This window comes from Leptolyngbya sp. NK1-12 (assembly GCF_032598965.1).
In the GTDB taxonomy this organism is placed as follows: domain Bacteria; phylum Cyanobacteriota; class Cyanobacteriia; order Elainellales; family Elainellaceae; genus Elainella.
Window position 1 is genome coordinate 601404 of record NZ_CP053587.1, and the last position, 26993, is coordinate 628396.

The following is a 26993-nucleotide window of genomic DNA, read 5'->3' on the forward strand; positions in this document are numbered from 1 at the left end:
TATTGATATGAATAATGATAAATTGGTGGTTGAATTCCTAAATGAGGAATATAACTCAAAGAGCTTTGAAGATTACTTTCAGGTGGAACGCTGTGAAATGTTAGAGTACATTCCTGAAAACGTCGGTAAAGTTCTTGATGTTGGCTGTGCTGCTGGTAAATTCGGTCATTTGTTGAAAAGAGAACGTTCCGTTGAGGTTTGGGGAATTGAACCGAATGAAACTGCTGCTACTGCCGCTACTTTAAGATTAGATAAAGTAATATGTAATATTTTTTCAGATGATCTGGATCTACCTGAGGGTTATTTCGACTGTATAATCTTTAATGATGTTTTAGAACACTTAGTTGATCCTTACACAGCTCTAGAATACTGTCATAAACTTCTTACCGATCAAGGAGTAATTGTTGCCTCTATTCCTAATGTTCGCTACTTTGACAACATTTGGAGACTGTTAATTCATAAAGATTGGAAATATACAGATTGGGGGATCTTAGATAAAACTCATTTACGTTTCTTTACTTGTCACAGTATTGAGAGGACTTTGAATGAGTTAGGTTACTCAATTGAGCGCTTGGAAGGCATTAATTCTCTGGAAAAATTCCACCCATATCATTTAAGAAAATTTAAAGTTCTAAACTGGCTATTCCCTAAGCAAGTTGGAGATATGCGATATTTGCAGTTTGCCGTTGTTGCGCGCCCCGCAATAGGTGAGTGAGCCATGCCAAAAGTTAGTGTTATTGTGCCTAATTATAATCATGCACAGTTTTTAGAGCAGCGGCTTCAAAGCATTCTAGATCAGACCTACCAGGACTTTGAACTAATCTACCTAGATGATGCTTCGACTGATAACAGCAATGAAGTTTTTGCTCAGTTCGCAGATCATCCTAAGATACGATCAATCCTCAACACAACAAATAGCGGCTCTCCCTTCAAGCAGTGGAATAAAGGTATCCAGCATTCCACTGGTGAATACATCTGGATTGCAGAGTCAGACGATTTTGCTGAATCTACTTTTCTAGAAACGCTTGTCCCTATTTTAGACAATCATCCCAATGTCGGTATAGCTTATTGTCAATCCCGCCAAGTTGATGAACATAATCAACTGAAAGACACCATGCATTGGTGGACAGATGATGTTAGCAAAGAGAGATGGCGTCAAGATTTCTTTAACAATGGCTTAGACGAGTGCAGAAACTATTTGTCATTAAGGAACACGGTTCCTAACGCTAGCGCTGTTTTAACTAGGAAGCAACTGTTTGAAAAGGTTGGCTATGCCTACGAGCCAATGTTTCTCTGTGGTGATTGGATGACATGGATCAAGCTGCTTCTAGAGTCTGATGTTTTCTTTACTGCCAAAATTTTAAACTATTACCGCACTCATAATTCCAGTGTTCGCTCGAAACCAGGTGCGGGTAGCCGAGTGCTTCATGAGCAAATGCAAGTCTTTGCTTTTCTACATGAACAAGTCGCCATTCCGTTTGAAATTACGGAAATTAAAAAAGACGAGTTTGCCAGTTATTGGTTGATTCTGACTTTACTGCACAAAGAAAAGATCAAATGGAAACAGACTATTGACTTGTATCGACTTGCCAAATCATTCGATCCATTCATTGAGCTTAGATTGTTAAAACGCTTAAAGCTGCATGGGGCAAGGCGATATAAGCGTAAATTATCACAGGCTTTATTGTCAAAAGTATAATTATAATAACGCAGCTTGTAGTTTCAATCACCTTAATCACTGCTCGTAAAAATCAATAAAGGCAACAAATAATGATTAAGCTATTGAAGTCAGAGGATCAAGCTCTGAAATTTTCTAGCAGCTTATATCCCTCAATTACACCTATTCCTCAAGAGGTAGAACGTCCTCTGTGGTCAGTAATGATTCCGACTTACAACGGCACAAAATATCTTGAGCAGACTCTCCGTTCTGTCTTAGAGCAAGACCTTGGGATCAGCCAAATGCAGATCGAGGTAATCGACGATTGCTCCACCAAAGATGATCCAGAATCTCTTGTAAAAGAAATTGGTAGAGGGCGTGTATCATTTTTTAGACAACCTCGAAACGTTGGATTAGTTAATAATTGGAATGCTTGTATTCAGCGCTCTAGAGGATATTGGGTGCATATCCTGCATCAAGATGATATTGTCTTGCCTGGTTTTTACAACCAGTTACTCGCTGCAACTCAAGCAAGTCCAGCAGTTGGCGCAGCTTTTTGTCGTCATGCCTACATTGATGGTGATGAACATTGGCAGGGTTTATCAGAAATTGAAAGCAGAACATCTGGTATTTTAGTCAACTGGATAGAGCGTATTGCGGTTGCGCAAAGAATTCAATTTCCTGCAATGGTTGTTAAGCGTTGCGTTTATGAGGAACTGGGTGGATTTTTGTCCAAAGTTCACTTTGCTGCTGACTGGGAAATGTGGAAGAGAATTGCTTCTCACTACCAAATTTGGTATGAACCGAGGATCCTTGCCTGTTACCGAATGCATAATTATTCTGAAACTTCCCGCCTAGCCAAATCCGGTTCAGATATTGTAGACATCCGTAAAGCAATTGAGATTGCAGAAGCATATTTACCTCAGGACAAAGCTCATTTTCTATCCTTAAAAGCTAAAGAGCATTTTGCCTTTCATGCCCTCAGTACGGCACGTCGAATGCTTAGTCAAAATGAACTAATTGGGGCAGCTAATCAGATACAGGAAGCGTTTCGTTGTAGTCGTTCGTTCAAGGTCTTTCAATCATCATTGCCCTTAATTCGGTCGCTTGTAAAACGATCGATTCTATACAAAAGTCGCCAATTATGGAACCAATTGTAAGCGTCATTATATGTACACATAATCCCCGAAGAGATTATATTACAAAAGTTTTGGGAGCACTAAAATCTCAAACCTTATCGATGGAACTTTGGGAACTTCTGCTAGTTGACAATGCTAGTAATGAAATTTTATCTTCTGAGCTAGATCTAAGTTGGCATCCTAGAAACCGTCATCTTCGAGAAGAAAACTTAGGTCTTACTCCAGCTCGATTGCGCGGAATTAAAGAAGCACAAGGCAATCTACTTATTTTTGTTGATGATGATAATGTTCTTGAACCGGATTATTTGGAGGAAGCAATACATATTTTGAAGGAGTATCCGTTTCTTGGAGCCTTTGGAGGGCACATTAGCGCAGAGACTGATAGCCCACTTGAGGCTTGGCAGGAACCATTCTTATCTTTTCTAGCAGTTCGGGAGGTTAGACAACCCGTTTGGGGAAACCGCTCCTTTAGTGGGCAAAATGTTCCTTATGGCGCAGGAATTTGCATCAAGCGAGAAGTTGCTTATCGATACTATGAGGTTACACAGGAAGATCCATTGCGGCTTCGACTTGATAGACGAGGAAACCTACTCTCTAGTGCAGGAGATCTAGATCTTGCGCTTACAGCTCATGATTGTGGATATGCAACGGGTTTATTTCCCAATCTTCGTTTAAACCATCTTATTCCTACAACCAGATTACAAGAGGAATATTTACTGCGCTTAAAGCGCGAAGGTGGTATGTCATCATACATTCTTGAATATTTACGATATGGAAACATACCTAGCATACAAAAGAAAAGTTTTCTTCGTCACTTGATTGACAAAATCCGTTTAATGAAGCACGAGCCAATTTATCGAAAGATGATACAAGCTGAAATAATGGCAAAACAGCAAGCTCTAGAAGAAATTTTTAAGTTTCAGAAGACAATTGAGGAGTAAAAAATTCAAAATTAAGCTGAACCAGTGCTTAGAGCACTATTCTTAAGAACTATAACTTTTGACTTGTTCCAATTATCTCATCTGAAAATTCTCATACAATACTCAACTAGCTATGCAAAAAGTCTATATTTTATCTGATGAATTTAATTATTCTAAAATGATTACTTATGATGCAGGTCCTTTATATGCAGACCAAATGGGATGGAAGACCAGCTCAATTAAGGCGATTGCTCCTCAAGTGAATCAGATCAACATTATCGATCCTCGAATTACTGAATCAGAATGTTACTATCTTGAAACTTTAAATCTCGAAAAGATTAATTCTATTTTCTTTTTTAGAATTGTCGATCCATATTATGAACAATGTAACAATCATTGGTATTATAAATTTCTGGTTAAAATAAAAGATAAGCAGAATGTATATTTCTTAAGCCCTTATCAACCTGAAGAGTTTACCAAAGACTTAGATGATGCAACTAATAATGAGAAACTGCTTGTTATTCCTTACGCCTTCAAAACTAGATGTCATATCAACTCCAACTTAAAAATTAGAAAAAATAAAATCATCCTTTCTGGTGCTATCGGGTCCCTATTTTACCCCTATCGTCAGAAATTTCTTGATAAAGTAGGCAGGAATATTCTATTACGTCATCGTATAGAGCTTTTAGAGCATCCTGGCTATCCCGATATAGGTCAAAAGCAGAGACATGATTACATTGGTACCAAGTATATTGAACACCTCTCTAGATTTCGCTTTATGTTCGTATCACCTTCGAGGTGTAGTTTAGAGTTCCTGAAATATACTGAATGTGCTCATGCTCGTTGTGTGCCTGTTGGTAAAGCTCCGCGTAGTTTTAGCCTCAATCAAAAAAATACATTTATTGAGCTGGATTTCAATCATTTATTTCAATCAACTTCTCGATTATTCTCAATTCCTCTCTCTGAACTACAAAACATCGCGGAGCAATACTACCAAGTGATGAAGGTTGAACGAGATCCAGATCTCCTAAATAGCAAGCTAGATAGTTTTATTGCCAGTCAATGCTTGCTTTAATAATCCTAGCGATAAATAGCTAAAGCTGACACCTGAGCACCTTCAATCTGAGTAACTTCTGTGCTAATCTCCATCGTCAAATTCCAACATCTGAACCTTTAAGACTCAATCGAAATAGTTCTACATGAAGATTGCTTTTATCAGCTATGAATACCCACCTGATACAGCGTTGGGAGGCATTGCAACCTATGTAGAACAAGCAGCTCAAATGCTTTCACATCGTGGGCATCATGTAGAGGTATTCGCTGGCAGTTCCTCCCGTACTGGAATAAATATTGAAAATAGCATCATAGTTCATAGAATTATTGGTTCTAACAATTCTATCTTTGGGGAACAGATTGGACAAGTTTTTGCAGAACGACATCGTTCTGTTCAATTTGACGTATTAGAAGGCCCAGAAATTGCTGCAAATGCAAAATGGGCAGTCCAATTAGTTCCCAGCATTCCACTCGTTATCAAGCTGCATACACCCACTTTTTTGATTGGTAAGTATAGCTTTGTGAAGCCAACTCTTTCGCAAAAGTTGCGCTGGCACTTAGGAGCTTTGCGTCAAGGAAAATTTCCGAAACCCTTTCCTCGGTGGCAGTATGACCCCGCTGATGACATCGAGCGATTGCATACACTAGAAGCAGACGAGATTGTTGCTCCATCTAAAGCAATTGCTGATGCGTTAATTAATGAATGGCAATTAGATTACCATAAAGTTTCTCATATCCCTTTTGCATATATCCCACCAGCAGAATTACTGAATACCCCAATCAATACACGAACAGATGTAATCACGTTTATAGGTCGGTTAGAAGTTCGTAAGGGCATTTTAGATTTAGCAAATGCTATTCCACTCATTTTGAAATATCATCCTAACATCAAATTTCGCTTCGTTGGTCCTGCCTGGAACTCACCTAGACGTGATATGAATATGCGTCAGTATCTTGAGGACAAACTGCGGCGTCATCTGAATTCACTGGAGTTTACAGGTAGTATTTCCCTACTGCAAATTCCTGAACTTCTATCAAGAACCGATATTTGCGTCTTCCCAAGTATCTGGGAAAGCTATGGACTAGTCTGCGTTGAAGCTATGGCTGCCGGACGTGGAATCGTTGCCAGTCGAGCTGGAGGAATGGCTGAATTGCTTGATGGTGGGAAGTTTGGGCGGTTAATATCTCCTCACAGCCCAACAGAGATTGCTGAGGCTGTAATCGAATTACTCAATGATCCTGAATTACGCATGGGTCTCGGCCAAGCAGCGCGCGAGCGAGTTTTATCAGAATACAACCTCGATCGAATTGGTGCATTGCAAGAAGCTAGCTATCAAAGAGCAATTGAACGTAGACAACGCCTAGGGCCGAGAAGTGCAACTGCTACAACTCATCCTATTTCAAACGCATGACACCTGAGATCACTGTCATCATTTGTACTCATAACCCTCGACGAGATTATCTAGAGAGGGTACTTACTGCCCTCGAAGCACAAACTTTGCCGCAAGACCAATGGGAGTTGTTGCTGATCGATAACGCTAGTAATAGTATTTTGTCTTCAGAGATTGATTTGACATGGCATCTTCATGCACGCCATGTGCGAGAAGAAACTCTAGGACTAACTGCCGCTCGCCTCTGTGGCTTTCGAGAAGCCAAAGCTGCGATTCTAGTCTTTGCTGATGATGACAATGTACTTGCACCAGACTATTTGAAGCATACACTTGCGATATTTCGGCAGCATTCCCAGCTAGGGGCAATCGGTGGCAAGTCCCTACCTGAGTTTGAAGTGAATCCAGAGCCGTGGTTTGCTAACGTTGACGCTCCATTAGGTATACGAGATTTAGGGAATCAAATTCAGATTTGCATCTGGACAGAAACCACTCAGTCGCAGAAACAGTATCCACCATTCGCTCCTATTGGTGCTGGATTAGCGATTCGCAAACAGGCGGCTGAGCTGTATGTACAGCGCATTATTGGAAATCGTACACGATTAGCATTGGGTCGCACAGGTCAGCAACTCACATCAGGAGAAGATAACGATATTGTGCTTACCTTACTCGAAGCCAGTTGGGGAATAGCCTACTTCCCAGAGCTTCAGCTCACCCACCTTATTTCTGCTAAACGATTGACTAAAGAATATCTTGCACGATTGAATCGCGCCTCGACAAAATCCTGGATTCAGGTTTTAGATATACACGATATTCGTCTTTGGCCGAAAGTTCCCCGCTGGACTGTGTTACCCCGACAGATCAAAGCCTTCTTCTGCTACCAACCTTGGAGAGACCCAGCTAGCTACATCCGTTGGCAAGGTGCTTGTGGGCTGTTTGAAGGACAAGCTGAGTTACTTTAGAGCTGCAATATCATGATTGTCAATTCACAACCATCCCCTCTACGACGGTTGGCAAAATCATTGCATTTGGGTTCCCTGCTTTACCGGGTTTACCATGTTCCTAAAGGCTTCATCGAAACATGCCAGCGCCGAGGAGCTAGCAACATGGCAATCGACCACTGGTCAAGGTTGCAAATGGAGGCAGCAACTTGTCATCTGCCTACGATTGAGGCTGATAAGGCCAAAGAAACATTCAATATTTATTTTTTGACTGGTCAAAAGTTTTGGTATCAAACTTGCTTCTGTGCCTATTCAATGGCCCACAATACCAACATCAATTTACGTCCTGTGATCTATGATGACGGCACTCTGAAACAGAAGTATGTTAGTCAGATTCAGCGAATTTTTCCTGATGCCAAAATTGTACCGATTGCAGAAATTGAAGAACGGTTAGAGCAAGATTTACCAGCTAATCGGTTTCCTTATCTACGAGAACGTCGGTTGAATTACCCTAACATGCGAAAACTGACCGATATTCATGCAGGATCGCAAGGATGGAAGTTGGTCCTGGACTCCGACATGCTATTTTTTCGGATGCCAACGTTCCTCGTAGATTGGCTAAAAAATCCTCAAAATCCTTGCTACATGATTGATACTGAAACATCCTATGGTTATTCAGATCATTTGATGGCTGCACTAGCAAAAACCTATCTTCCTGAGCGGCTCAATGTTGGAATTTGTGGACTCAGTAGTAGTGAAATTGATTGGGAAGAACTAGAGTTTTGGTGTAGAACCCTAATTGAACAAGAAGGAACTCATTACTACCAAGAACAGGCACTAGTAGCCATGATGCTGGCAAATCAACCCTGCGCTGTAGCTCCTTCCAAAGACTATATTGTGATGCCCGATCACAACGAAGTAATTCAGCCTAAAGCCGTTCTGCATCATTACGTTTCGGTCTCTAAATCCTGGTATTTCCGCTACGGTTGGAAGCATTTCACTACAGCATAAACCTTGGTTATTTAGTCAAATATTGCAATATTGGATTCAAGCGAAGGAGTAACTATCTTGGAATCAGAAAATAGGGTAATTCAAGGCTTATGGATTGGTGGACAGCTTTCCTTAATGGAGCAACTATCTATTCAGTCTTTTCTCAAAAATGGGCATGAATACCATCTTTATGTGTATGGTGATGTCAAAAATGTACCGGAAAACACTATTATCAAAGATGGAAATGAAATTTTACCTCAAGATCGAATTTTCACTTATCAAACTGGTTGGGGCAAAGGCAGCTATGCAGGATTTGCCGATCTCTTCCGTTACCATCTACTAAATCAAAAAGGAGGATGGTGGGTTGATACAGATGTGATCTGCCTGAAACCTTTCAACTTTAAGTCAGATTATGTCATTGCCTCTAGTTATGAGGGGATATGGGGATCACCCGCAATTACTTGCGTTCTCAAACTACAAAAGAATTCTACTTTCACCAACTATTTAGTTGAGACCAGTGACAGAACAGATCCAGCTCAGATTAGTTATGGAGATATCGGTCCTTTTTTACTTCAACGAGCAGTAGCAGAACTAAAATTCGAGCAATATGTAGTTCCCTACGATTACTTTTGCCCAATCACTTGGAGGGCGGTTAAGAAAATTGTTTACCCTTGCGAGAAGTTAAGTTTGCATAAAACGATAGAGTCAGCCAAAGATCTGGTTCGGCCAATTCTCCGACCCCATACTAAAACAGGTAAATTGACTCGCAATAGTCATGCTCTCCACCTTTGGAACGAGATTTGGCGGCAAAACAATCTAAACAAAAACGCCAGCTTCGATAAGCGCTGTCTATACGAACGGTTGAAACAACGTTATTTGTGTTCACCTAGCTCCTAAATCTAATCATCGATGAAGCCTCTAATATCAATCCTAATTCCTGCATTCAATGTTGAATCTTGGCTGGCAAAAACTCTAGAATCTGCTCTAGCACAAACATGGACTAACATTGAAATAATTGTTGTGGACGATGGCTCTAGGGATAATACACTGACAGTTGCGAAACGTTTTGAATCAACCTGCGTAAAAGTAATTCATCAAGAGAATCAAGGGCAGAGCGCCGCAGAAAATCGAGCATTGCAGGAAGCACAAGGCGATTTCATTCAATATTTAGATGCAGATGATCTGCTAGCTCCTGACAAAATTGAACGGCAGATGAAACTGTTTGAAGATGGAAATCTGGAATATGTCGCTTCGTGTGAATGGTCACGCTTCTATAAATCACCCAGTGAAGCGATGTTCATTCGACAGCCCTTATGGGCAGATTTTGAGCCTGTAGACTGGTTATTATGCGCTTGGGAGAACCATTTGATGATGCATGGAGCAGCGTGGTTGATTCCACGACAGATTGCAAATCGAGCAGGTGGCTGGACCGAATCCCTTTCTCTCATCAATGATTTTGACTACTTTAGCCGTATATTACTAGCTAGCCAAGGTGTAAAGTTTTGCTGGGGAGCAAAAACCTATTACCGATCGGGTAATACCAGCAGCTTAAGCGGGTCAAGATCTGCTTTAGCCTGGAAGTCTGCCTTCGATTCTCTCGAACTAGGCACTAACAACTTACTGGCGAGGGAGAACAGTGAGAGAACTCGCCATGCATGTGCAACTGTTTTTCAACGGTTTATCTATGAGGCATATCCTGACGTTCCCAATCTTGTACAAGCAGCAAACGCTAAGGTTCAAGAATTTGGTGGATCCAATCTGAAACCAACCGGAGGTCCCGTCTTTAGATTGCTTGCTGATACTTTAGGTTGGCAAAAAGCAAGACAATTACAGAGATTGATATATCAGTATGGCTATAATAAATTAGCTATAGGATGGAAAATTTCCAAATTAAGAAGAGAGGTTCTATATCGACTATCCATCAGCTCTAATATCTGAGATGTAGCAAAAACATTGCAAAAGCAACCTACTCCCGAACGTTTAGGTTAATATTACTTAGATGGTGTTCCTGATACAACGGCAAAAGAGAGTGCTTAGAAAATGCTGAGCTTTGCTTGAGAATACGAAAGTGGGAGACTACTTTTTGTGTCCCATTTAGGATGACTATGGTATAGCCGTGCATCTTTAGACACAAGCAACTAGTTGCTCTCCTAATCAAGGGCATAATCCCAAAATGAAATCAGAAACACCCCTTCAAAAATACTTTAGGCTAATCGAACAATCTATTACCGACTATCGATGGTTTTTATACTATTTGCAAAGGCAAAAGCTAGAACCTAGAGATAGAAGTAAAGTTTCATCTGTTATATCACGTCTAATGCCTAGTGGAAATTTTGAGCAGATAGCCAAGCAGTATGAGCGGGACATTCACCGTTTCAAAACTGATGGTCTATGCTTCTTGGAAGACTGGGTTTCAGAAAATCAGGCATTGCAAATCAAGCAACACTTGATGAGCCGTCCTTGTTTTGATCCAGATCGATTAGAGAAAGTCGGTTTCTTTAACCCTGAAGCAGCTCATAAGTCTTGTTTACACGCCCATTACAGAATAGGAGATATTCTAGATTGCCCCCAGATCTTGAAATTGGCCAATCATCCTAGAGCTTTAGGAATAGTCAGCTACTTGTTTGGCTGTAAGCCAACTATTTCTTTGATTCAAGCTTGGTGGCTTCGCTATGGGTTCGATGAATATGAGAATCAGAATAATTTATATTTAAAGTATCCAGAAAGTTATCATCGCGATATCGATGACTGGACAGAGATACGGCTCTTTATCTACCTGAGCGATGTAGATGAAACTTCTGGCCCCCATAGTTATATCAAAAATACCTACAATCGTTCAACACCCGATCGATACAATAAATTCTCTACTACGCCTCAGCAACTAGAGATATCTGGATTTCCAGTTTCAGAGAATATGATCAATATTGTTGGTAAACCAGGAACAGCTTGGTTGATGAATCCTTTTGGTTTTCATCGTGCTAAAATCCCCACACAAAGGCACCGTCTGATATTGTGCATAACCTATACTTTCTTTCCACAGCCATTTGCTCCTGCAAAACCTGTTATCAATTGTTCAACAGAATCCGAATTTGATCCCTATATTAATCGAGTCTATGTAAAACGAGAAAAGAGCATCCGTAAGGGAAAATGGTATGTTGATTGGTCTAAACCTGAAAGCTTTGAAATATCTTATGCTCAACCTAAGAAGTCTTTAAGAAGACGCTACTATCAGCCTTGATCATTAGGAAAATAGCTAAGCTATTATTAGCTCAGAATATCTTCTGGAATATCAAGACTCTAGATTATGTTGATGAACAAGATATTACTATTCTGAAGTTCTATTTAATATTTAATTATTCCTTCAATTTAGACAGCTTGAATAACTAACCTATGTCAGTTACATTAGCCCATCTCATGCCAGCCCCCTTTGTACAGCAGGTTGGTAGAGCACTCTTTGAGGCAGAGATGTTAGATCAATTTGCCACAACCTTAGTCGATCATCCTGATACGGCTTGGTTGAAGACAGCACATCGCTTCGCGAAGCTGTTAAAATTCGATCTCGCTCATCAACTATCTCGTCGAGCTGTCAGTGAGTTTCCTGTTTCCCTCGTCAAAAGCTATGCATTGCCAGAATTGCTTCGTTTGCTAGTTGCCCGAATTGACCAAGATAAACGTCTAACCGACGTAGTTTTTCATTGGGGATTGAATCAATTCGATCACTGGGTTGCCAAGCAAATACCAGGTTCCCAAGCCGTATATGGCTACGAGTATGGCTGTTTAGCGACCTTTCAAGCTGCCAAGCAACAAAACATTGCTCGGATTTATGATGTTCCTTCTCCAGAGCATGATTTTGTTGAAAATCTGTTAGAAAAAGAATTTAGAAAATTTCCTGAACTGCAATCACCTTATCGACAATACTGTAGAGCAAGGCAAGAAATTCGCACTGAACGACGACGCCAAGAATGGCAACTAGCTGATCTAATTATTGCAAATTCTGAGTTTACAAAAGCTTCTTACGTTGCGGCTGGTGTGGATGAAAATAAAGTACGAGTTGTACCCTATGGAGCACCCTCCGTTCATCCGGAAGCCTATACCCATTCTGTCCCCAATAATGTTAAAGTCCGATTTCTTTGGGCAGGCACGTTCAGTGTTCGTAAAGGCGCTCATTATCTCCTCCAAGCTTGGAAACAACTCCACCCTGAGGCCGCAGCTCAACTCGATGTCTATGGCGCAATGGGACTACCAGAATCACTACTGAGAATGGTTTCAGATTCAGTTTATATGACTGGGACTGTACCTCGTAGTGAACTCTACCCAATCTACCGTAGATCCGATGTACTGGTGTTTCCAACCCTATGTGATGGGTTTGGCATGGTTGTCACAGAGGCATTTGCTCAAGGCTTACCAGTAATTACGACCGATCGGGCTGGGGCTGCCGATCTGGTCCAACATGGTGTAAATGGATTGATTATTCCAGCAGGAGATGTGCAAGCATTGGCTGAAGCATTAGAGTGGTGTATCACACATCGATTGGAATTGAGAGAGATGCGTCAGGCGGCGCTAGAGACCGCTAAAAATTGGCAATGGTCTGATTACCGTCATCGTTTGATCCAACAGCTTGAAGCAGGTCTGATGACAGCAGGCTACAGTTTATGATGCAGAAAAGAATTTGTCTCGTTAGCCCTGGCCATATTGCCTCGAATCCGCGCTTGGTTAAAGAAGCCAATGCTCTTTATCAAGCTGGTTATCAGGTACGGGTTGTAGCCGGAGACTATATGGCCGCTGTTCGTCCGTTAGATCAAACTCTGCTATCAAAGGTGAGTTGGAGCTGTGATCGAGTTGGTTTGGGCAATAGAACGCAATACTTGCGTCGCCGAATGACTCAGGAAATAGCCCGCAGCTTAGCAGCTAACATTGGAATTTCTCATTTATCACTAGCCACTTGGGCTCATCACCCAATGAGCTATCAGTTAGCACGAGTTGCTGCCGCCGAACCAGCAGATTTATATATTGCTCACTGTCTAGCAGCACTGCCCGCAGCAGCAATCGCGGCTCAAAAACATCAAGCTTACCTAGGATTTGATGCTGAAGATTTTCATGTTGGCGAACTGGCAGAGACACCACAAAACCAAACTGAAATAGCAGTACGCGACTATATAGAACGGGCTTTGTTGCCCCACTGCGATCATCTGACGGCTGCTTCACCCATGATTGCTGAAGCCTATGTTAAGCGTTATGGAGTGAAGATGAAATCCATTTTGAATGTGTTTTCACTAGATGAAGCATCATCTTCTCCTGAACAGGTAAAAAGCGATCGCGTTGGAACAGAACCTTCCCTATACTGGTTCTCTCAGACTATTGGGCCGGGACGTGGTCTGGAGGTGGTTATTCAAGCAATGGGCCAGATGCAAACCCCAGTGCGATTACACCTGCGTGGCCTTTTGGCGGCAGAATATCAAAACGAATTAGAACAGCTTGCAAAAGCAGTGGGAGTAGGTGATCGGATTCACCTCTTATCTTCGGCACCTCCTTCAGAAATGGTAAGGTTAGCCGCTGAACATGATATTGGCCTCTCAATGGAGCTAACTGAACCTTACAACCGCAGCATTTGCTTGACAAACAAGATTTTCGCCTATTTGTTAGCTGGATTACCTGTATTGATGAGTAACACACCTGCACAAATAGAACTCGCTGAAAAATTGGGTGAGGCCGCTGTAATTGTAGATAGTACAGATCCATTGGGAATTGCTGTGACTTTGGATCAATGGCTGATTAATTCTCACCATTTGAATGTGGCACGAGCAACTGCTTGGACCTTGGGCCAAAAGATTTACAATTGGGATGTTGAACAGTATCACTTCCTAGCAGCCGTAGAGCAAGTTTGGCAATGAATTTTTCTGATTTCCCCTCTGAGATCTCCAATCGCTCCCTGTCAGGTTAAGCCATATCGAAAGCAGCTTTAATTATAAAGTACTGTAAGTTTTCGAGATTAACGGTTGCATATTACAGTCACTGAGTATCAATATTGTAGAAAAATTAGATGAACCGTTAAGACGAATAATAGAATTAAGGATTGTGAATCTATGAAATTGAGAAGCAAAGTCCGTAAATATTTGACTCGTAAACTCGATGTACCAGAAATTTCGCTTGCTCTTGAAAGACTTTCTCATATAGGTTTTCAACCTCAACAAATTTTTGACGTTGGAGCATACCGAGGCGATTTTGCTCAAATCTGCTTGCATATCTGGCCAGATGCTCACATCACTTGTTTTGAAGTACTAGAAAATCAAGTTGCTCAGCTCAATCGCCTTGCATCACAACATACTAGAATTCAGGTTTTACCAACACTTTTAGGATCTGAATCTCGTGAGAAGGTTGCATTACACGAAGCTGAAACCGCCTCTTCGATCCTGGCGGAGCATATCTCCCAAGATTTTGCGGTTACGTATCATCCAATGCAGACAGTTGATCAAGTTGTCCAGGGTAAACTAAATGGTCGTATCCCTGACTTGCTTAAGTTAGATGTTCAGGGGTATGAACTAGAAGTACTCAAAGGAGCAGAGCAATCACTATCAAATATTCAAGTCATCTTAGCAGAAGTAAACTTACTAGATATTCATAAGGATGTGCCTCTGTTAGCCAACATAATTGCCTGGCTTGATCAGCGCGATTGGGTGGCGTATGACATCTGTGGATTGACTCGCCGTCCCCTCGATCGAGCATTGTGGCAAGCAGATATGATCTTTGTACCCAGGAATAGCTCATTCCGATTAGACAAGCGATGGGCTGCCTAGCTACCAGTAATTTTAATCACTATGGATTATGCCACCGAGTTCCAGCTTAAACTATCCAAAGAACCCATCAAACATCGTTTACGGTTGCTTCAGTTCCAGTATCAACGAATCAAGCACCGTTTGAGGTTGCAGCAGTTTGATCGAGAGTTGTGCAATCGCTCTGCCGAATCGATGATCACTGTTCCACCCAGCCTACAGCCACCACCCTATAAATATCGTGATTATCAGGGTCCCTGGATTGAAGATTACTTTTACAAATTCTGGGTTAAAAATCGGCTTCAAAGTCATTTGACATATTTGCCTATTTTTTTTGATGGGTTTTTCTTGCATAGCCAAACTCACAAATATACACCGCGAGAGTTTGAGCATATTTACAATCAAATGCAGCAGGTTTTGCAGGATGTTCACGATGACCGCGGATATTTTACGATTCTTGGCATGTATGATTTCCCTATCTGGGACTGGCACAAATTTCCTAAAAATGTTCTTGTCTTTAGTGCTAATGGCGGTGGTGACATTCCAATTCCCCTTGTAAAGGGCAATCCGCCATTTGATTGCCCTTCCAAAGAAATCTTGGTTTCCTTTATGGGAAATTTGGGTGGTAGCAGTAATCGTGGTGGTGTCCGTCAGAGAATGTACGAAGCGCTCAAGGATCTTGCGTACTTTGGGCAGGGACCACATTGGCGCAGTGTCATGGAGAAATCTATTTTTACCCTTTGCCCAAGAGGTTTAGGGCGAGCTAGCTTTCGATTATATGAGGCTCTAAGTGTTGGCTCAATTCCTATTTATATCTGGGATGATATGGAATGGCTTCCTTATCAAGATGTGGTGGATTGGTCGCAAATTATAGTTAGTGTACATGTTGATAAGCTGAATCAAATTCCTAAATTGGTTAAAGGTCATTCCGAAGCAGACATTCGAGATAAACAACAGCGTATTAAAAAATTATACAACAGATTTTTCACCTTCGATGCTGTCTGTGAAAACATTGTGCGCATGTTGGAACAATTTCAAACAATGGATCAGATTCTCCAGATTACTCAATGTCGGAGGTATGAATGACCGCTATGAAAATACAGGACCTGAACTGTAAAATTCGCTTTGCTATGTCTCGACTGCCCTATTTACCAGTTAGATATCGACTCACAGATGAATCTACTACGCCTACTGTGATCCGCTGGTCCAAAGTTCTTCCTTTCTTCGATCGCCAAAAGGGACTATTTAACTTTGATCTTTGGGGATGGGATGTTCGTGAGCTAAGATTTTTGAATAAATTTCTAAAGCCAGGCATGGTGTTCTTGGATGTTGGAGCGTATCATGGCATCTACTCGGTGCTTGCGGGACGAAAAGTAACCTCTTCAGGACAGGTTTATGCCTTTGAACCAACTCCTAGCCATTCTCGCCGGATTCAGCATCATCTTCGCTTGAATCAAATCAACAATGTCAAAGTCGAAACTCTAGCTTTAAGTAACTCAGATGGACACACGGAATTTTATATTCCTGTCAATGGTGTTATGTCGGTAGGCAGTATAAAACCTTCATTATCAAGTCGGGGTAAACTTAAGCCAACCACGGTCGAGACCATCCGTTTAGATAATTATGTGAAGCAGCAAGCATTAAGTCGAATTGATTTAATCAAGGTTGACGTAGAAGGCGCAGAACTACTGTTCTTAGACGGTGCTACTCAGACTATCAATGATTTTCACCCTTTACTGGTCGTTGAGGCATTAGATAGTGCTTGCGAACCTTGGGGATATTGTGCGAAAGATTTACTGCTGAGAATTCAACAAAAATTCGATTATACATTTTACGGTTTTAGCGAACAAGGATATTTACATCCTCACTCAATTCGTGAGATTTATCCCCATGACAGCAATTGTAACTTATTGGCAGTTCCTCGCTCAGCCACACATCGTATTGCCCATCTCTTAACTAAGCAAAGCTGAGCATATAAATCAATATATTCATGATGAAGATTTGGAACCCGCAGTATCAAATGCTAGATCACTGGCGAGGAATTGCCGCGTTGTGGGTGATGCTATTTCACGGATTTGGCACTACCTACGATGAAGCCCTGTCTCCTCTAGCAGAAGGGCTAAAGGCAATTGCTGCACCTGGTTGGCTAGGTGTTCATCTTTTCTTTGTGATTAGTGGATATTGCATTACTGCTAGCGTATACAACTTAAGGCTGAAGCAGGGAAATACCTGGGACTTTCTCCAAAATCGCTTCTGGCGTTTATTTCCCATTTACTGGCTAGCACTCTTAGCAACATTGATCCTAAATATAATTTCTTCGCCGTTCAATAACGTTCCTATTGGAAATTTTATTTCAACGTCTTGGCAATGGTGGTTGGGCAATATATTGCTGATTCAACCTTATCTAGGAGTTTCATATTATGTCATTGTGTACTGGTCTTTAGTAGTCGAAATCGGTTTCTATCTAATTGTTGCAATACTTCTTTTTACGGAGAGTTGTACTAATACTAAGACGGCAGTGTTCATCGGCCTTACTCTTGGTGTGATATCCATTCTCCTAGGTGGAACAGGATTCACCCAGATCGGTGCTTTGGCAGCATGGAGCGAGTTTCTATGCGGTGCTTTGGCATTTGCTGCTTTGTTCGCACAATCACAAAACAGAGTATACATCCACTATTTTGCTATTGGTTCTATTTTAATTCTAGGTGCCGTTAGCCTTGGGATGAATTTTATTGGAGTTGGTAATTGGCTATGGTTCAGTGTCCTATTTGCCCTTGGTCTCTATCTTCTCTATAAATTGGATAAGCCCTTAGCTGATATGAAAATATTGCATTGGCTCAAGTTCACTGGCTTGATGTCTTATTCTTTGTACCTACTGCATGTTCCCCTTCAGGGACGTGTCATCAATCTTGGTTCTCGCTTCATTTCGGAAGAAGACCCGCTTTTTCTTCTGCTGCAAGTTTTAGGTTGGGCCGTAGCCATTATCGGAAGTTGCCTTTTCTACCGGTTTGTTGAAAAACCGATTAATGATTGGCGGTATCGTCGCCGAAGTGTAAGCTTGTAAAACTATGAAGATACTTTTGACCGCTGATCCCGAATTGCCAGTTCCTCCTCAACTTTACGGTGGAATTGAAAGAATTGTCGATCTCTTAATCAAAGGTTTAAGAGCGCACGGATATACTGTTGGGCTGATTGCACATCCAGAATCTACCGTAGATGTAGATGCTTTCTTTCCCTGGATTGGACGGCGATCTCAAGACAAGTTTGATGCTCTGCAGAATACTTTCTTGCTATGGTCAGCAGTACAAAAATTTCAGCCTGATCTGATTCATAGCTTCTCTCGAATTCTGTACCTATTACCTTTGTTGGGTTCGCGTTTACCTAAAATTATGTCCTATCAGCGGAATCCAAGTTTCTACACCACAAGTTGGGGCAATCGTTTAGCAAAGGGTTCTCTAGTATTTACGGGTTGTAGCGAACATATCTGCCAGATCGGGCGGACTGCTGGAGGTATATGGCATCCGATCCATAACTGTGTTGAATTGGAAAAGTATACCTTCCAACCTACGGTTGCTGATGATGCTCCACTCGTATTCTTGAGCCGCATCGAGCGAATCAAAGGCGCTCATACCGCTATTGCCGCTGCTCGCCAAGCGGGTCGTCGCTTGCTAATTGCTGGGAACCAAGTCAATACTGAGGAGGGAAACCGTTACTGGCAGGAGGAGATTGCTCCTCATCTTGGCAACGCAGGCATTGAGTATGTGGGGCCAGTGAATGACATCCAGAAAAATGAGTTGCTGGGTCAAGCCGCCGCCATGATTGTGCCCATCGAGTGGGATGAACCCTTTGGCATCGTATTTGCAGAAGCATTAGCCTGTGGAACTCCGGTTATTGCTTGCCCTCGTGGAGCATTGCCAGAAATTGTACGTCAAGGTGTAGATGGTTTTCTAGTGAATAACCTTACAGAAGCCGTTGATGCGATCAAACAACTTCCCAACCTAAACCGAAATCATTGCCGCCAGCGAGTTGAAAAGAAATTTTCGGCTGAAGTAGTTGTGAATCAATATGAGCAGCTTTATCAAAACTTGATAAATCGGCCTATTTTAGCGCCTGTTTGATCTTTTTCCTGGTCCTACTGTACAAGCCTTGTATCAGTAGAAGGCACGGGTAGGAAGTTATCAGAACGGAGTAGAGAATTGGGACAGCGAGTTCTTATCATCAGTCCTCATTTTCCGCCTATCAATGCGGCAGATCATCAGCGCGTGCGAATGGCTTTGCCTTACTTAGAGCAATTTGGATGGGAAGCCCATGTGCTTGCTGTGCAACCAGATTGCATTGAAGCAGGCATAGAAGATCCGTTTCTCAGCAAAACCATTCCATCCCACATCCCCATCACTTATACCAAGGCTCTACCCGTTCAGCAAACTAGAAAGCTTGGCCTAGGCAGCCTGGGACTACGCAGTTTTCCCTACTTACTGCAAGCAGGCGATCGGTTGCTTCAGCAACAGAAGTTTGATTTAGTTTTCTTTTCAAATACTGTCTTCACCTCAATGGCGCTTGGTCCACGCTGGCGAAAACGGTTTGGAGTGCCTTATATTCTAGATTTTCAAGATCCTTGGTTGAATGACTATTACAAACAATCGGGAGTTACTCCTCCGGGTGGGCGCTTCAAGTACGGATTTTCTCAACTTCAAGCGAAGCTACTCGAACCTAAAGTGGTTATACAAGCAAGCCACATCATCAGCGTTTCGCCTGCCTATCCCCAAATTCTCCAGCGCCGTTACCCCTCACTCAACTCTAGTCAATTGACTGTGCTTCCCTTCGGCGCCCCTAAAACTGATTTTGATCTTTTGCCATCGCTGCAAATCCAACAGCGCATTTTTGATATCAATGATCGAAAACGGCATTGGGTTTATGTCGGTCGGGGCGGCGAGGATATGGCATTAGCATTGCGCTCGCTCTTTTCAGCGATTCAAGCGGATCGTTGCCAAAATCCTGAGACTTGGCAGACGGTTCAGCTTCACTTTGTGGGTACTAGCTATGCTCCAAAAGAACTAGCAACTAAAACCGTAGAGCCGATTGCTCAAGAATTTGGCATTGCAGATCTCGTCACCGAACATCCTCAGCGTATTCCTTATTTCGAAGCTTTACAAGTTCTAGCAGAAAGTGACGCAATTCTACTGATTGGTTCTAGCGACGCAGGTTACACTGCTTCTAAGCTCTATCCTTGCATATTAGCTCAAAAACCGATTCTAGCCATTTTTCATCAACAAAGCTCAGTTGTGGATATCTTGCGCCATTGCCACGCAGGACAAGCGATTACTTTTGCCTCAAACAGTAAGCCTCAGGATCTAACAGCCTCGATCATCAGGGAATTACGCAACTTATTGACCTATTCAAAAGGGTGGCAGCCTCCAACAAACTGGACAGCCTTCGAGCCTTATACCGCTTTCAGAATGACAGCCAAACTACGCCAAATTTTTGATCAATCTGTCGCTCAGCCAGTGCTCTACTCGTATCACGCATGATGTTTCAGCAACAACCAGGCCATCCCCATCCGCTTCTACCTAATCTTCTATTTGATCTGTCTCGGCAAAAGCAGCGACAACTGCTGGGTGCTTTTTGGATCGTTGCTCTATCCCTGATTGGTTATGAGCTGTTTTGGGCTAGAACGGGGTCTTCTTTGAGCAATATTGGAGCTGTTCTGATCACAGTCTCTGCATTGTTACCTGGATACCTGTGGTGTTCTGGACAAGCACAAGGAATGCCGATCTTTCCCTTTTTTGCGTTGACCTATATTTGGACCTACGGCTTACCGCTCGTGATCAATCACCCAAAAGTGATCACTTATTCACCAGAAAGCCAATTGTCTGCTGCATTAACTACATCAGGTTTTCTGCTACTGGGAACCTGGGTATGGTTTCAGTTTGTCAAGTCACCATCTCCTTTACCTCCGGTTTATCGGGCCTTGGATGAGCACAAAGGCGATAGATTTTTTCTAATGATGTTAGCAACGGCGGTTCTATTCAACCTGTCTGCTAATGGTGGATGGCTGCAATTATCGGGTGGTCTTCTAGGCACAATTCGCAACGCTGTTTTAGGATTAACGGCGCTTGCGAGTTTTGTGCTTGCCTATCGAACAGGTACTCAAGAATTGACAAAACAGCAATCTCGCCTTTTCATTATTTTGCTAGTTTCTTACATGCTTACAAGCGCGAGTGGGCTTTTATTGATCGGTGCATCTTCAACCTTTCTAATTTCAACCATTGCCTTTGTGATTGGCCGTAAAAAAGTTCCTATTTTGCCCATCGTTCTAATGTTGATCTGCCTCTCGTTTTTGCACTATGGCAAGGCAGAAATGAGAAGTAAATACTGGGGAGGGCAAGGAATACCAAAATTACAGCCTTGGGATTATCCTGCCTGGTACAGCGAATGGGCAGGTTACAGCTTAGAATATTTTGGCAGACAGGAGGAAGAGCTATCCAAGTCTGAAGAGAAAGAGTCATTTTTAGTGCGCTCTAGCGTGATTCAGATGTTGCTTTTGGCTCAAAGTAAGAGTCCTGAAACTGTTCCTTACTTATATGGAAAAACCTATGCTATTCTGCCACAAGTTGTAATTCCGCGAGTGCTGAACCCTAGTAAAATTCGCACAACCGAAGGTACACATATTTTAAGCGTTCATTATGGGTTACAGACCTATGAGAAAACTTTTACAACTAGTATCAGTTGGGGATTACTTGCTGAGTCCTATGGAAATTTTGGCGTACTCGGCTGTGCCGGACTAGCAGTTGTGCTGGGATGGGCTTATGGAAAGGTTACTCGATGGAGCCTGAATGCACCAATTTTGTCTGCGCAATCACTGTTTTCAGTCATCATGATGACTTTTGCGCTGCAAACTGAATGGACAGCCGGAGTGTATGTTGCAGCACTGTATCAGACTAGCACAGTACTGGGTGGGATTGTCTTCGTTTTGATGCGGTCTTATTCCACAATGGATTTACCCATGATGGCTTATAGAAGGTAAATTTATTGTATGCAAAGATTAGCAATTATTACATCTCACCCAATTCAGTACTACGCTCCTTGGTTTCGCTATCTAGCCTGTACCAAAGATTTAGATATTAAAGTATTCTATCTTTGGGATTTTGGCATTACTCAACAAGTAGATATTAAGTTTCAAAAGTCATTTCAATGGGATATTCCTTTGCTAGATGGATATAACTATGAATTTGTGCTAAATACTAGCTCTAATCCAGGGACGCATCATTTTTGGGGGCTGCAAAATCCGTCATTAGTCGCTCAGGTTCACGCTTATCAACCTGCGGCGGTCTGGCTAATGAACTACAATTATGCAAGTCTTTATCAGTTTATTTGGAGATGGAATCATCGTAAAGCTCCGCTATTGTTTCGAGGCGACTCTCACCATCTGCTGCCAAACAAGGGCATCAAGGAGTGGATGCGGCGGCAGGTTATCTCCACAATCTATCGGCGCTTTGCTGCCTTCCTCTATGTTGGTAAAGCCAATTATGGCTACTTCCGCTACCATCATGTGCCACCTGAGAAATTGTTCTTTTCTCCCCATGCAATTGATAACGAGCGGTTCTATGCACAAGCTGCCACTGCAAGCGAACAGGCAAAAATCTGGAAGCAGGAACTAGGGATTCCTGCCGAGCACCAAGTTATCTTATTTGCCGGTAAATTTGAAGCCAAAAAGCGACCGTTAGACTTGCTGCAAGCTTTCTTAAAAGCCCAATTGCCCCAGGTCTCTCTACTCTTCGTTGGTTCTGGGTCGCTAGAAGCTGAACTCAAATCTGCTGCTACAGGGCATTCCCATATCTACTTTGCCCCGTTCCAAAATCAATCCCTAATGCCTCGCACCTATGCGATTGCCGATGTTGTAGTACTTCCGAGTTATGGATCACAAGAAACTTGGGGGTTGTCCATCAATGAAGCGATGTGTTTGGCTCGGCCAGTAATTGTCAGCAACCATGTCGGCTGTGCACAAGATTTAGTACATCCACACGAAAACGGGTTGGTTTTTCCGGCTGGTAATATTTCAGCTCTGACTGACGCGTTACGGGTTGCCTTTACTGATCCAAAGCGCTTAAAAAGATGGGGCGACCAGAGTCGTCATATTATTTCTCGCTATAGCTATGCGCAAGCTACACAAGGTTTGTTACAAGCCCTCAACTCATTGCAAGAGAAGTTCTAATGGTGTCCCGATCTCCTCGTTTTCATCTCTGGTGCCCTAACCTATTTAATTTCAAGGGAGGCATCCAAGTTTACTCTGCTTATTTCTTGCAAGCGCTACAGGATCTTTATCCACAGGCAAGTTATGACATTTTCTTAATGCACGATATTGATACTTCTCCTCATGTCCCTTATCTACCCGGTACTCAATTTCATTTTGCCGGTCAATACCCCAGCTCAATTCGCAATCCTGTCTTTGCTGCTCAGCTCATAGGACAAACTATCAGGCACCGTCCTGACTTGATTATTACTACTCATCTCAACTTTACACCCGTTGCCCACTGGCTGAAGCGGTTGTTGGGCATTCCTTTTTGGACTATTGCTCATGGTGTGGAAGCTTGGGACATTCAACGTTCAGCCATAAAAAACGCTTTACACAGCGCTGAGTGCATTCTTGCAGTTAGTCAGTATACGCGCAATCGTCTGTTAGATGAACAAAAGCTTGATCCAACTCAGATCTCTCTGCTTCCAAATACGGTAGATACCACACGTTTTCAGATCGCTGCGAAACCAAATCATTTACTGCAAAAATATGGGTTGACTCCAGAGCAGCCAATTATTCTCACTGTCAGTCGTTTGTGTAGTACAGAATCGTATCGAGGTTATGACAAAGTTTTAGAAGCCTTACCAATGATTCGCCAATTCATTCCTAATGTTCATTATTTGATTGTAGGAAAAGGTGACGATCAAGCTCGTCTAGAACGGTATATTGCCCAACTCAATTTACAAGATTCTGTAACACTGGCTGGGTTTGTACCAGACAAAGAGCTTTGTGATTACTACAATGTATGCAATGTCTTTGCCATGCCCAGTAAATTGGAAGGGTTTGGAATTGTTTATTTGGAAGCACTAGCTTGCGGCAGACCTGTTTTAGGAGGCAATCAAGATGGGGCAATTGATGCACTTTGCCAAGGTGATCTGGGAGTTTTAGTTAACCCTGATGATGCAGAGGAAATCGCTAAAAATTTGATTCAGATTCTACAAGGCCAGCATTTGAACAGAACTTTATACCAACCCGAGATTCTTCGCCAACGTATGATTGAGCATTATGGTTTTTCTCAATTTCGAGATAACCTTACTAAGCACTTGAATGATTTCTTTACTGTTTCTAATTCATTGTTATCGTCTAACCCCTGACTTCCCAATTGTCAAAGCCTCCCATTATTGAGCAATTTTTTAGAAATGAAAGTTTTACATGTTATCCCCTCAGTCTCTCCTGTAAGAGGAGGACCAAGCCAAGCCGTATTGGAAATGGTCCATGCTTTGAATCAACAAGGCATAACAACAGAAATTGTTACAACCAATGATCATGGCTCAGATTTACTAAATGTTCCTCTAGAGCAGCAAATCTGCCATCCTTTACCATTCTCTAACCAAACAGTTCCTACTTGTTTTTTCTCTCGTTTTTCACCTCGAATTGCCTCAATTCGGGAATTCTCTTTTTCAGCACAGATGACGAAATGGCTATGGGAAAATATAGCCCAATATGATTTAGTTCATGTTCATGCTATTTTCTCCTACCCTTCGACCATAGCAATGGCAATTGCTCGTCTTCAGGGTATTCCTTACATTATTAGACCTATTGGACAACTTTGTGAATGGTCACTTAAACAAGGTAAGCAGAAAAAACAACTCTATCTGAATCTAATTGAAAAGGCTAATCTCGACCACAGCCGATTTTTGCATCTAACATCAGAGCAAGAACATCTTGAACTTTTGAAACTAAATGTGAAAGCTTCCAGCTTTATTCTGCCTTTGGGTTTCTCTTTTTCCAACAGAATTCCGGATGCGCGGCAACGTATACGCCTCCACCTAAATCTTTCACCAGATGAACCCATTATTTTATTTCTCTCTCGCTTACATCCCAAGAAAGGACTAGATTATCTAATTCCTGCGCTTGGTCAACTAGCACATCATCGGTTTACATTCGTGCTGGCTGGTAGTGGTGAACCAAGCTATGAAGCTTATGTTAAATCCTTACTAATTTCCAACGGAATTTACAACCGCACCCGGTTAACCGGTTTTGTTGAAGGCGAGATAAAAAATCTATTATTACAAGGTTCAGATTTATTTGTTCTGACTTCTCACTCAGAAAATTTTGGCATTGCTGTGCTGGAAGCAATGGCATCTGGCCTGCCTGTTTTGGCTACTCCAGGGGTAGCTTTGGCTGCGGAAATTGAGCGATACCAACTAGGGTACATATCTCAGCTCGCTATATCTGATATCACTTCTACACTTGAGACGTATTTAACTGATCAAAAACGAGGAAACCTAATGGGGCAACATGCTTTTCAATTCGTTCGGGAGCATTACAATTGGAGCAAAATAGCTACTCGTTTGATTCAAATTTATCAAACCATAGTTGAACCAAAATCAATTTCTATTGTCTCACACTAGCTCAATTAGGATCAGCGTTTCCATTCTTAGAAAAACCTATGCTCCTAGAAAGAATTACCCCCCTGATCCTCACGTTCAATGAAGCTCCTAACCTCGATCGTACTCTTCAGAAACTACTTTGGGCAAAGCAGATTATTATAATCGATAGCTTTAGCACAGATGCAACCATAGAAATTGCTGCTGCATATCCACAGGTCAAGCTATTCAAGCGCAACTTCGACACCCATGCGACCCAGTGGAACTATGGTTTAGAACAAATTGAATCGGAGTGGGTGCTGTCATTAGATGCAGATTATGTTCTATCTGATGAGTTGGTTACTGAACTAATCAGCTTACCAGAAGATATATCTACTGATGGTTATTTCATTAGATTTAAGTACTGTGTGTTTGGAAAACCTCTACGGGGAACAATCCTTCCTCCGCGGCAAGCTCTTTTCCGTAAAAATCGAGCCACTTTTGTTGATGATGGACATACCCAGCTTGTACAAGTCGATGGACAGTCTGGTACATTATTTCATCCAATCTATCATGATGATCGCAAACCGCTGAGTCGCTGGCTTTGGGCACAAGATCGCTATATGCTGATTGAGGTAGAAAAGCTGCAAGCTACACCAGTGCATAAATTGAGCTGGGGCGATCGCATCCGCAAGCAAAAAGTGCTAGCTCCATTCATTATTTTGTTTTACTGCCTAATTTTCAAAGGAGGAATTTTAGACGGCTGGCATGGTTGGTATTATGCTTTTCAACGGCTGCTAGCTGAAGTTCTACTGTCAGTTCGCTTAATTGAAGCAGAACAACAGAAATACACAGAAACAAGATACTAGATTAAAACTGAAAAGATAGCATGCTAGGTAAACTGTCGCGTCAGCATCCGCCATTGGGAACAATCTGGATCATAATCATCGCTCTAATTGGGCTGAGCATAATTCCGTCGCGATTGATGATTGCTAGGCATCTAGCCCCACAACCAGAGGCTGTTTTAGTGTTAGGGGGAGGAACTGGACGAGAAGAGGCAGCAGCCCAGTTAGCACAACATTACCCTAGTTTAATGATTTGGGTCTCAAGTGGTAGATCTCCTCAGGATATTTACGCTATCTTTCAATCGGCTAGCGTGTCTACGACACGGCTCCACCTTGACTATCGGGCAACCGACACCGTCACCAATTTCACAACGTTGGTTCCTGAGTTGAAGCAACATCAGATTCAGCATGTTTTTTTAGTAACATCTGACTTTCACATGCCCCGTGCTCAGGCAATTGCTACAGTCGTCCTGGGGAGCCAGGGAATTGCTTTCACACCCGTTGCAGTTGGGACCAATGAACCACAGGAGCCAGTGATTCAGATTGCGCGGGATGTATGCCGATCCATTGTTTGGCTCTTAACTGGAAGAACCGGAGCAAGCCTCAGGCAACAACTATTGTTTCTACCCAACGAGATCTTGGATAATTCGTAATTCTGCACCTTCATTCCAAGCATGGCCTCATCAAC

At 42.2% G+C, this 26993-nt stretch carries 25 protein-coding genes; all 25 read left to right on the forward strand.

Features of this window, described 5'->3' with window-relative positions; translation table 11 throughout:
- The first annotated feature begins 7 nt into the window (after positions 1–7).
- The 25 genes from HJG54_RS30850 (at position 8) to HJG54_RS30970 (ending at position 26958) form a co-directional block, all read left to right on the forward strand.
- A complete protein-coding gene (locus HJG54_RS30850; protein ID WP_316436949.1) occupies positions 8–715 on the forward strand; it encodes a class I SAM-dependent methyltransferase in 708 nt (235 codons plus the stop codon).
- 3 nt (positions 716–718) lie between these two features.
- A complete protein-coding gene (locus HJG54_RS30855; protein WP_316436950.1) occupies positions 719–1699 on the forward strand; it encodes a glycosyltransferase family 2 protein in 981 nt (326 codons plus the stop codon).
- A gap of 71 nt (positions 1700–1770) precedes the next feature.
- A complete protein-coding gene (locus tag HJG54_RS30860; protein ID WP_316436951.1) occupies positions 1771–2817 on the forward strand; it encodes a glycosyltransferase in 1047 nt (348 codons plus the stop codon).
- The gene (locus tag HJG54_RS30865; RefSeq protein WP_316436952.1) at positions 2802–3737 is read left to right on the forward strand and encodes a glycosyltransferase; all 936 of its coding nucleotides are present in this window, start codon (positions 2802–2804) and stop codon (positions 3735–3737) included. The genes HJG54_RS30860 and HJG54_RS30865 overlap by 16 nt, the downstream gene beginning before the upstream one ends.
- Before the next feature lie 112 nt (positions 3738–3849).
- On the forward strand, positions 3850–4791 hold the full coding sequence (locus HJG54_RS30870; RefSeq protein WP_316436953.1) for a hypothetical protein: 942 nt from the start codon (positions 3850–3852) through the stop codon (positions 4789–4791).
- A gap of 124 nt (positions 4792–4915) precedes the next feature.
- Positions 4916–6181 carry a glycosyltransferase family 4 protein gene (locus tag HJG54_RS30875; protein WP_316436954.1) on the forward strand — a complete coding sequence of 422 codons (1266 nt, stop codon included), beginning with the start codon at positions 4916–4918 and terminating at the stop codon, positions 6179–6181.
- Positions 6178–7119, forward strand: a complete 942-nt coding sequence (locus HJG54_RS30880) for a glycosyltransferase (protein WP_316436955.1) — start codon at positions 6178–6180, stop codon at positions 7117–7119. The genes HJG54_RS30875 and HJG54_RS30880 overlap by 4 nt, the downstream gene beginning before the upstream one ends.
- A 12-nt stretch (positions 7120–7131) precedes the next feature.
- Positions 7132–8109 carry a hypothetical protein gene (locus tag HJG54_RS30885; protein WP_316436956.1) on the forward strand — a complete coding sequence of 326 codons (978 nt, stop codon included), beginning with the start codon at positions 7132–7134 and terminating at the stop codon, positions 8107–8109.
- Positions 8110–8166: 57 nt separating this feature from the next.
- Positions 8167–8985: a glycosyltransferase gene (locus HJG54_RS30890; protein WP_316436957.1), complete on the forward strand. Its 819-nt coding sequence runs from the start codon at positions 8167–8169 to the stop codon at positions 8983–8985.
- Positions 8986–8997: 12 nt separating this feature from the next.
- A complete protein-coding gene (locus HJG54_RS30895; protein ID WP_316436958.1) occupies positions 8998–10026 on the forward strand; it encodes a glycosyltransferase family 2 protein in 1029 nt (342 codons plus the stop codon).
- 235 nt (positions 10027–10261) lie between these two features.
- Entirely contained in the window at positions 10262–11326 is a 1065-nt protein-coding gene (locus HJG54_RS30900) for a hypothetical protein (RefSeq protein ID WP_316436959.1), read from the forward strand.
- Positions 11327–11478: 152 nt separating this feature from the next.
- Positions 11479–12744: a glycosyltransferase family 4 protein gene (locus HJG54_RS30905; protein ID WP_316436960.1), complete on the forward strand. Its 1266-nt coding sequence runs from the start codon at positions 11479–11481 to the stop codon at positions 12742–12744.
- Positions 12741–13979: a glycosyltransferase gene (locus HJG54_RS30910; protein WP_316436962.1), complete on the forward strand. Its 1239-nt coding sequence runs from the start codon at positions 12741–12743 to the stop codon at positions 13977–13979. The genes HJG54_RS30905 and HJG54_RS30910 overlap by 4 nt, the downstream gene beginning before the upstream one ends.
- 192 nt (positions 13980–14171) lie before the next feature.
- Entirely contained in the window at positions 14172–14882 is a 711-nt protein-coding gene (locus HJG54_RS30915) for an FkbM family methyltransferase (protein WP_316436963.1), read from the forward strand.
- A gap of 21 nt (positions 14883–14903) precedes the next feature.
- Positions 14904–15944, forward strand: a complete 1041-nt coding sequence (locus tag HJG54_RS30920) for an exostosin domain-containing protein (RefSeq protein ID WP_316436965.1) — start codon at positions 14904–14906, stop codon at positions 15942–15944.
- A complete protein-coding gene (locus tag HJG54_RS30925; protein WP_316436966.1) occupies positions 15941–16828 on the forward strand; it encodes an FkbM family methyltransferase in 888 nt (295 codons plus the stop codon). Before HJG54_RS30920 ends, HJG54_RS30925 begins: the two co-directional genes overlap by 4 nt.
- A 20-nt stretch (positions 16829–16848) precedes the next feature.
- A complete protein-coding gene (locus HJG54_RS30930) occupies positions 16849–17922 on the forward strand; it encodes an acyltransferase family protein (RefSeq protein WP_316436967.1) in 1074 nt (357 codons plus the stop codon).
- Positions 17923–17926: 4 nt separating this feature from the next.
- Positions 17927–18976 carry a glycosyltransferase gene (locus tag HJG54_RS30935; RefSeq protein ID WP_316436969.1) on the forward strand — a complete coding sequence of 350 codons (1050 nt, stop codon included), beginning with the start codon at positions 17927–17929 and terminating at the stop codon, positions 18974–18976.
- A 150-nt stretch (positions 18977–19126) separates the two neighbouring features.
- Positions 19127–20386, forward strand: coding sequence for a glycosyltransferase (locus HJG54_RS30940; RefSeq protein WP_420717433.1), 1260 nt, complete (start codon positions 19127–19129; stop codon positions 20384–20386).
- Positions 20383–21882: a hypothetical protein gene (locus HJG54_RS30945; RefSeq protein WP_316436971.1), complete on the forward strand. Its 1500-nt coding sequence runs from the start codon at positions 20383–20385 to the stop codon at positions 21880–21882. The genes HJG54_RS30940 and HJG54_RS30945 overlap by 4 nt, the downstream gene beginning before the upstream one ends.
- A gap of 9 nt (positions 21883–21891) precedes the next feature.
- The gene (locus HJG54_RS30950; protein WP_316436973.1) at positions 21892–23070 is read left to right on the forward strand and encodes a glycosyltransferase family 4 protein; all 1179 of its coding nucleotides are present in this window, start codon (positions 21892–21894) and stop codon (positions 23068–23070) included.
- A complete protein-coding gene (locus tag HJG54_RS30955) occupies positions 23070–24245 on the forward strand; it encodes a glycosyltransferase (RefSeq protein WP_316436974.1) in 1176 nt (391 codons plus the stop codon). The genes HJG54_RS30950 and HJG54_RS30955 overlap by 1 nt, the downstream gene beginning before the upstream one ends.
- Positions 24246–24290: 45 nt before the next feature.
- Entirely contained in the window at positions 24291–25505 is a 1215-nt protein-coding gene (locus HJG54_RS30960; RefSeq protein ID WP_316436975.1) for a glycosyltransferase, read from the forward strand.
- Positions 25506–25543: 38 nt separating this feature from the next.
- Positions 25544–26329, forward strand: coding sequence for a glycosyltransferase family 2 protein (locus tag HJG54_RS30965; RefSeq protein WP_316436976.1), 786 nt, complete (start codon positions 25544–25546; stop codon positions 26327–26329).
- Positions 26330–26349: 20 nt separating this feature from the next.
- Positions 26350–26958, forward strand: coding sequence for a YdcF family protein (locus tag HJG54_RS30970; RefSeq protein WP_316436977.1), 609 nt, complete (start codon positions 26350–26352; stop codon positions 26956–26958).
- The last annotated feature ends 35 nt before the right edge of the window (positions 26959–26993 follow it).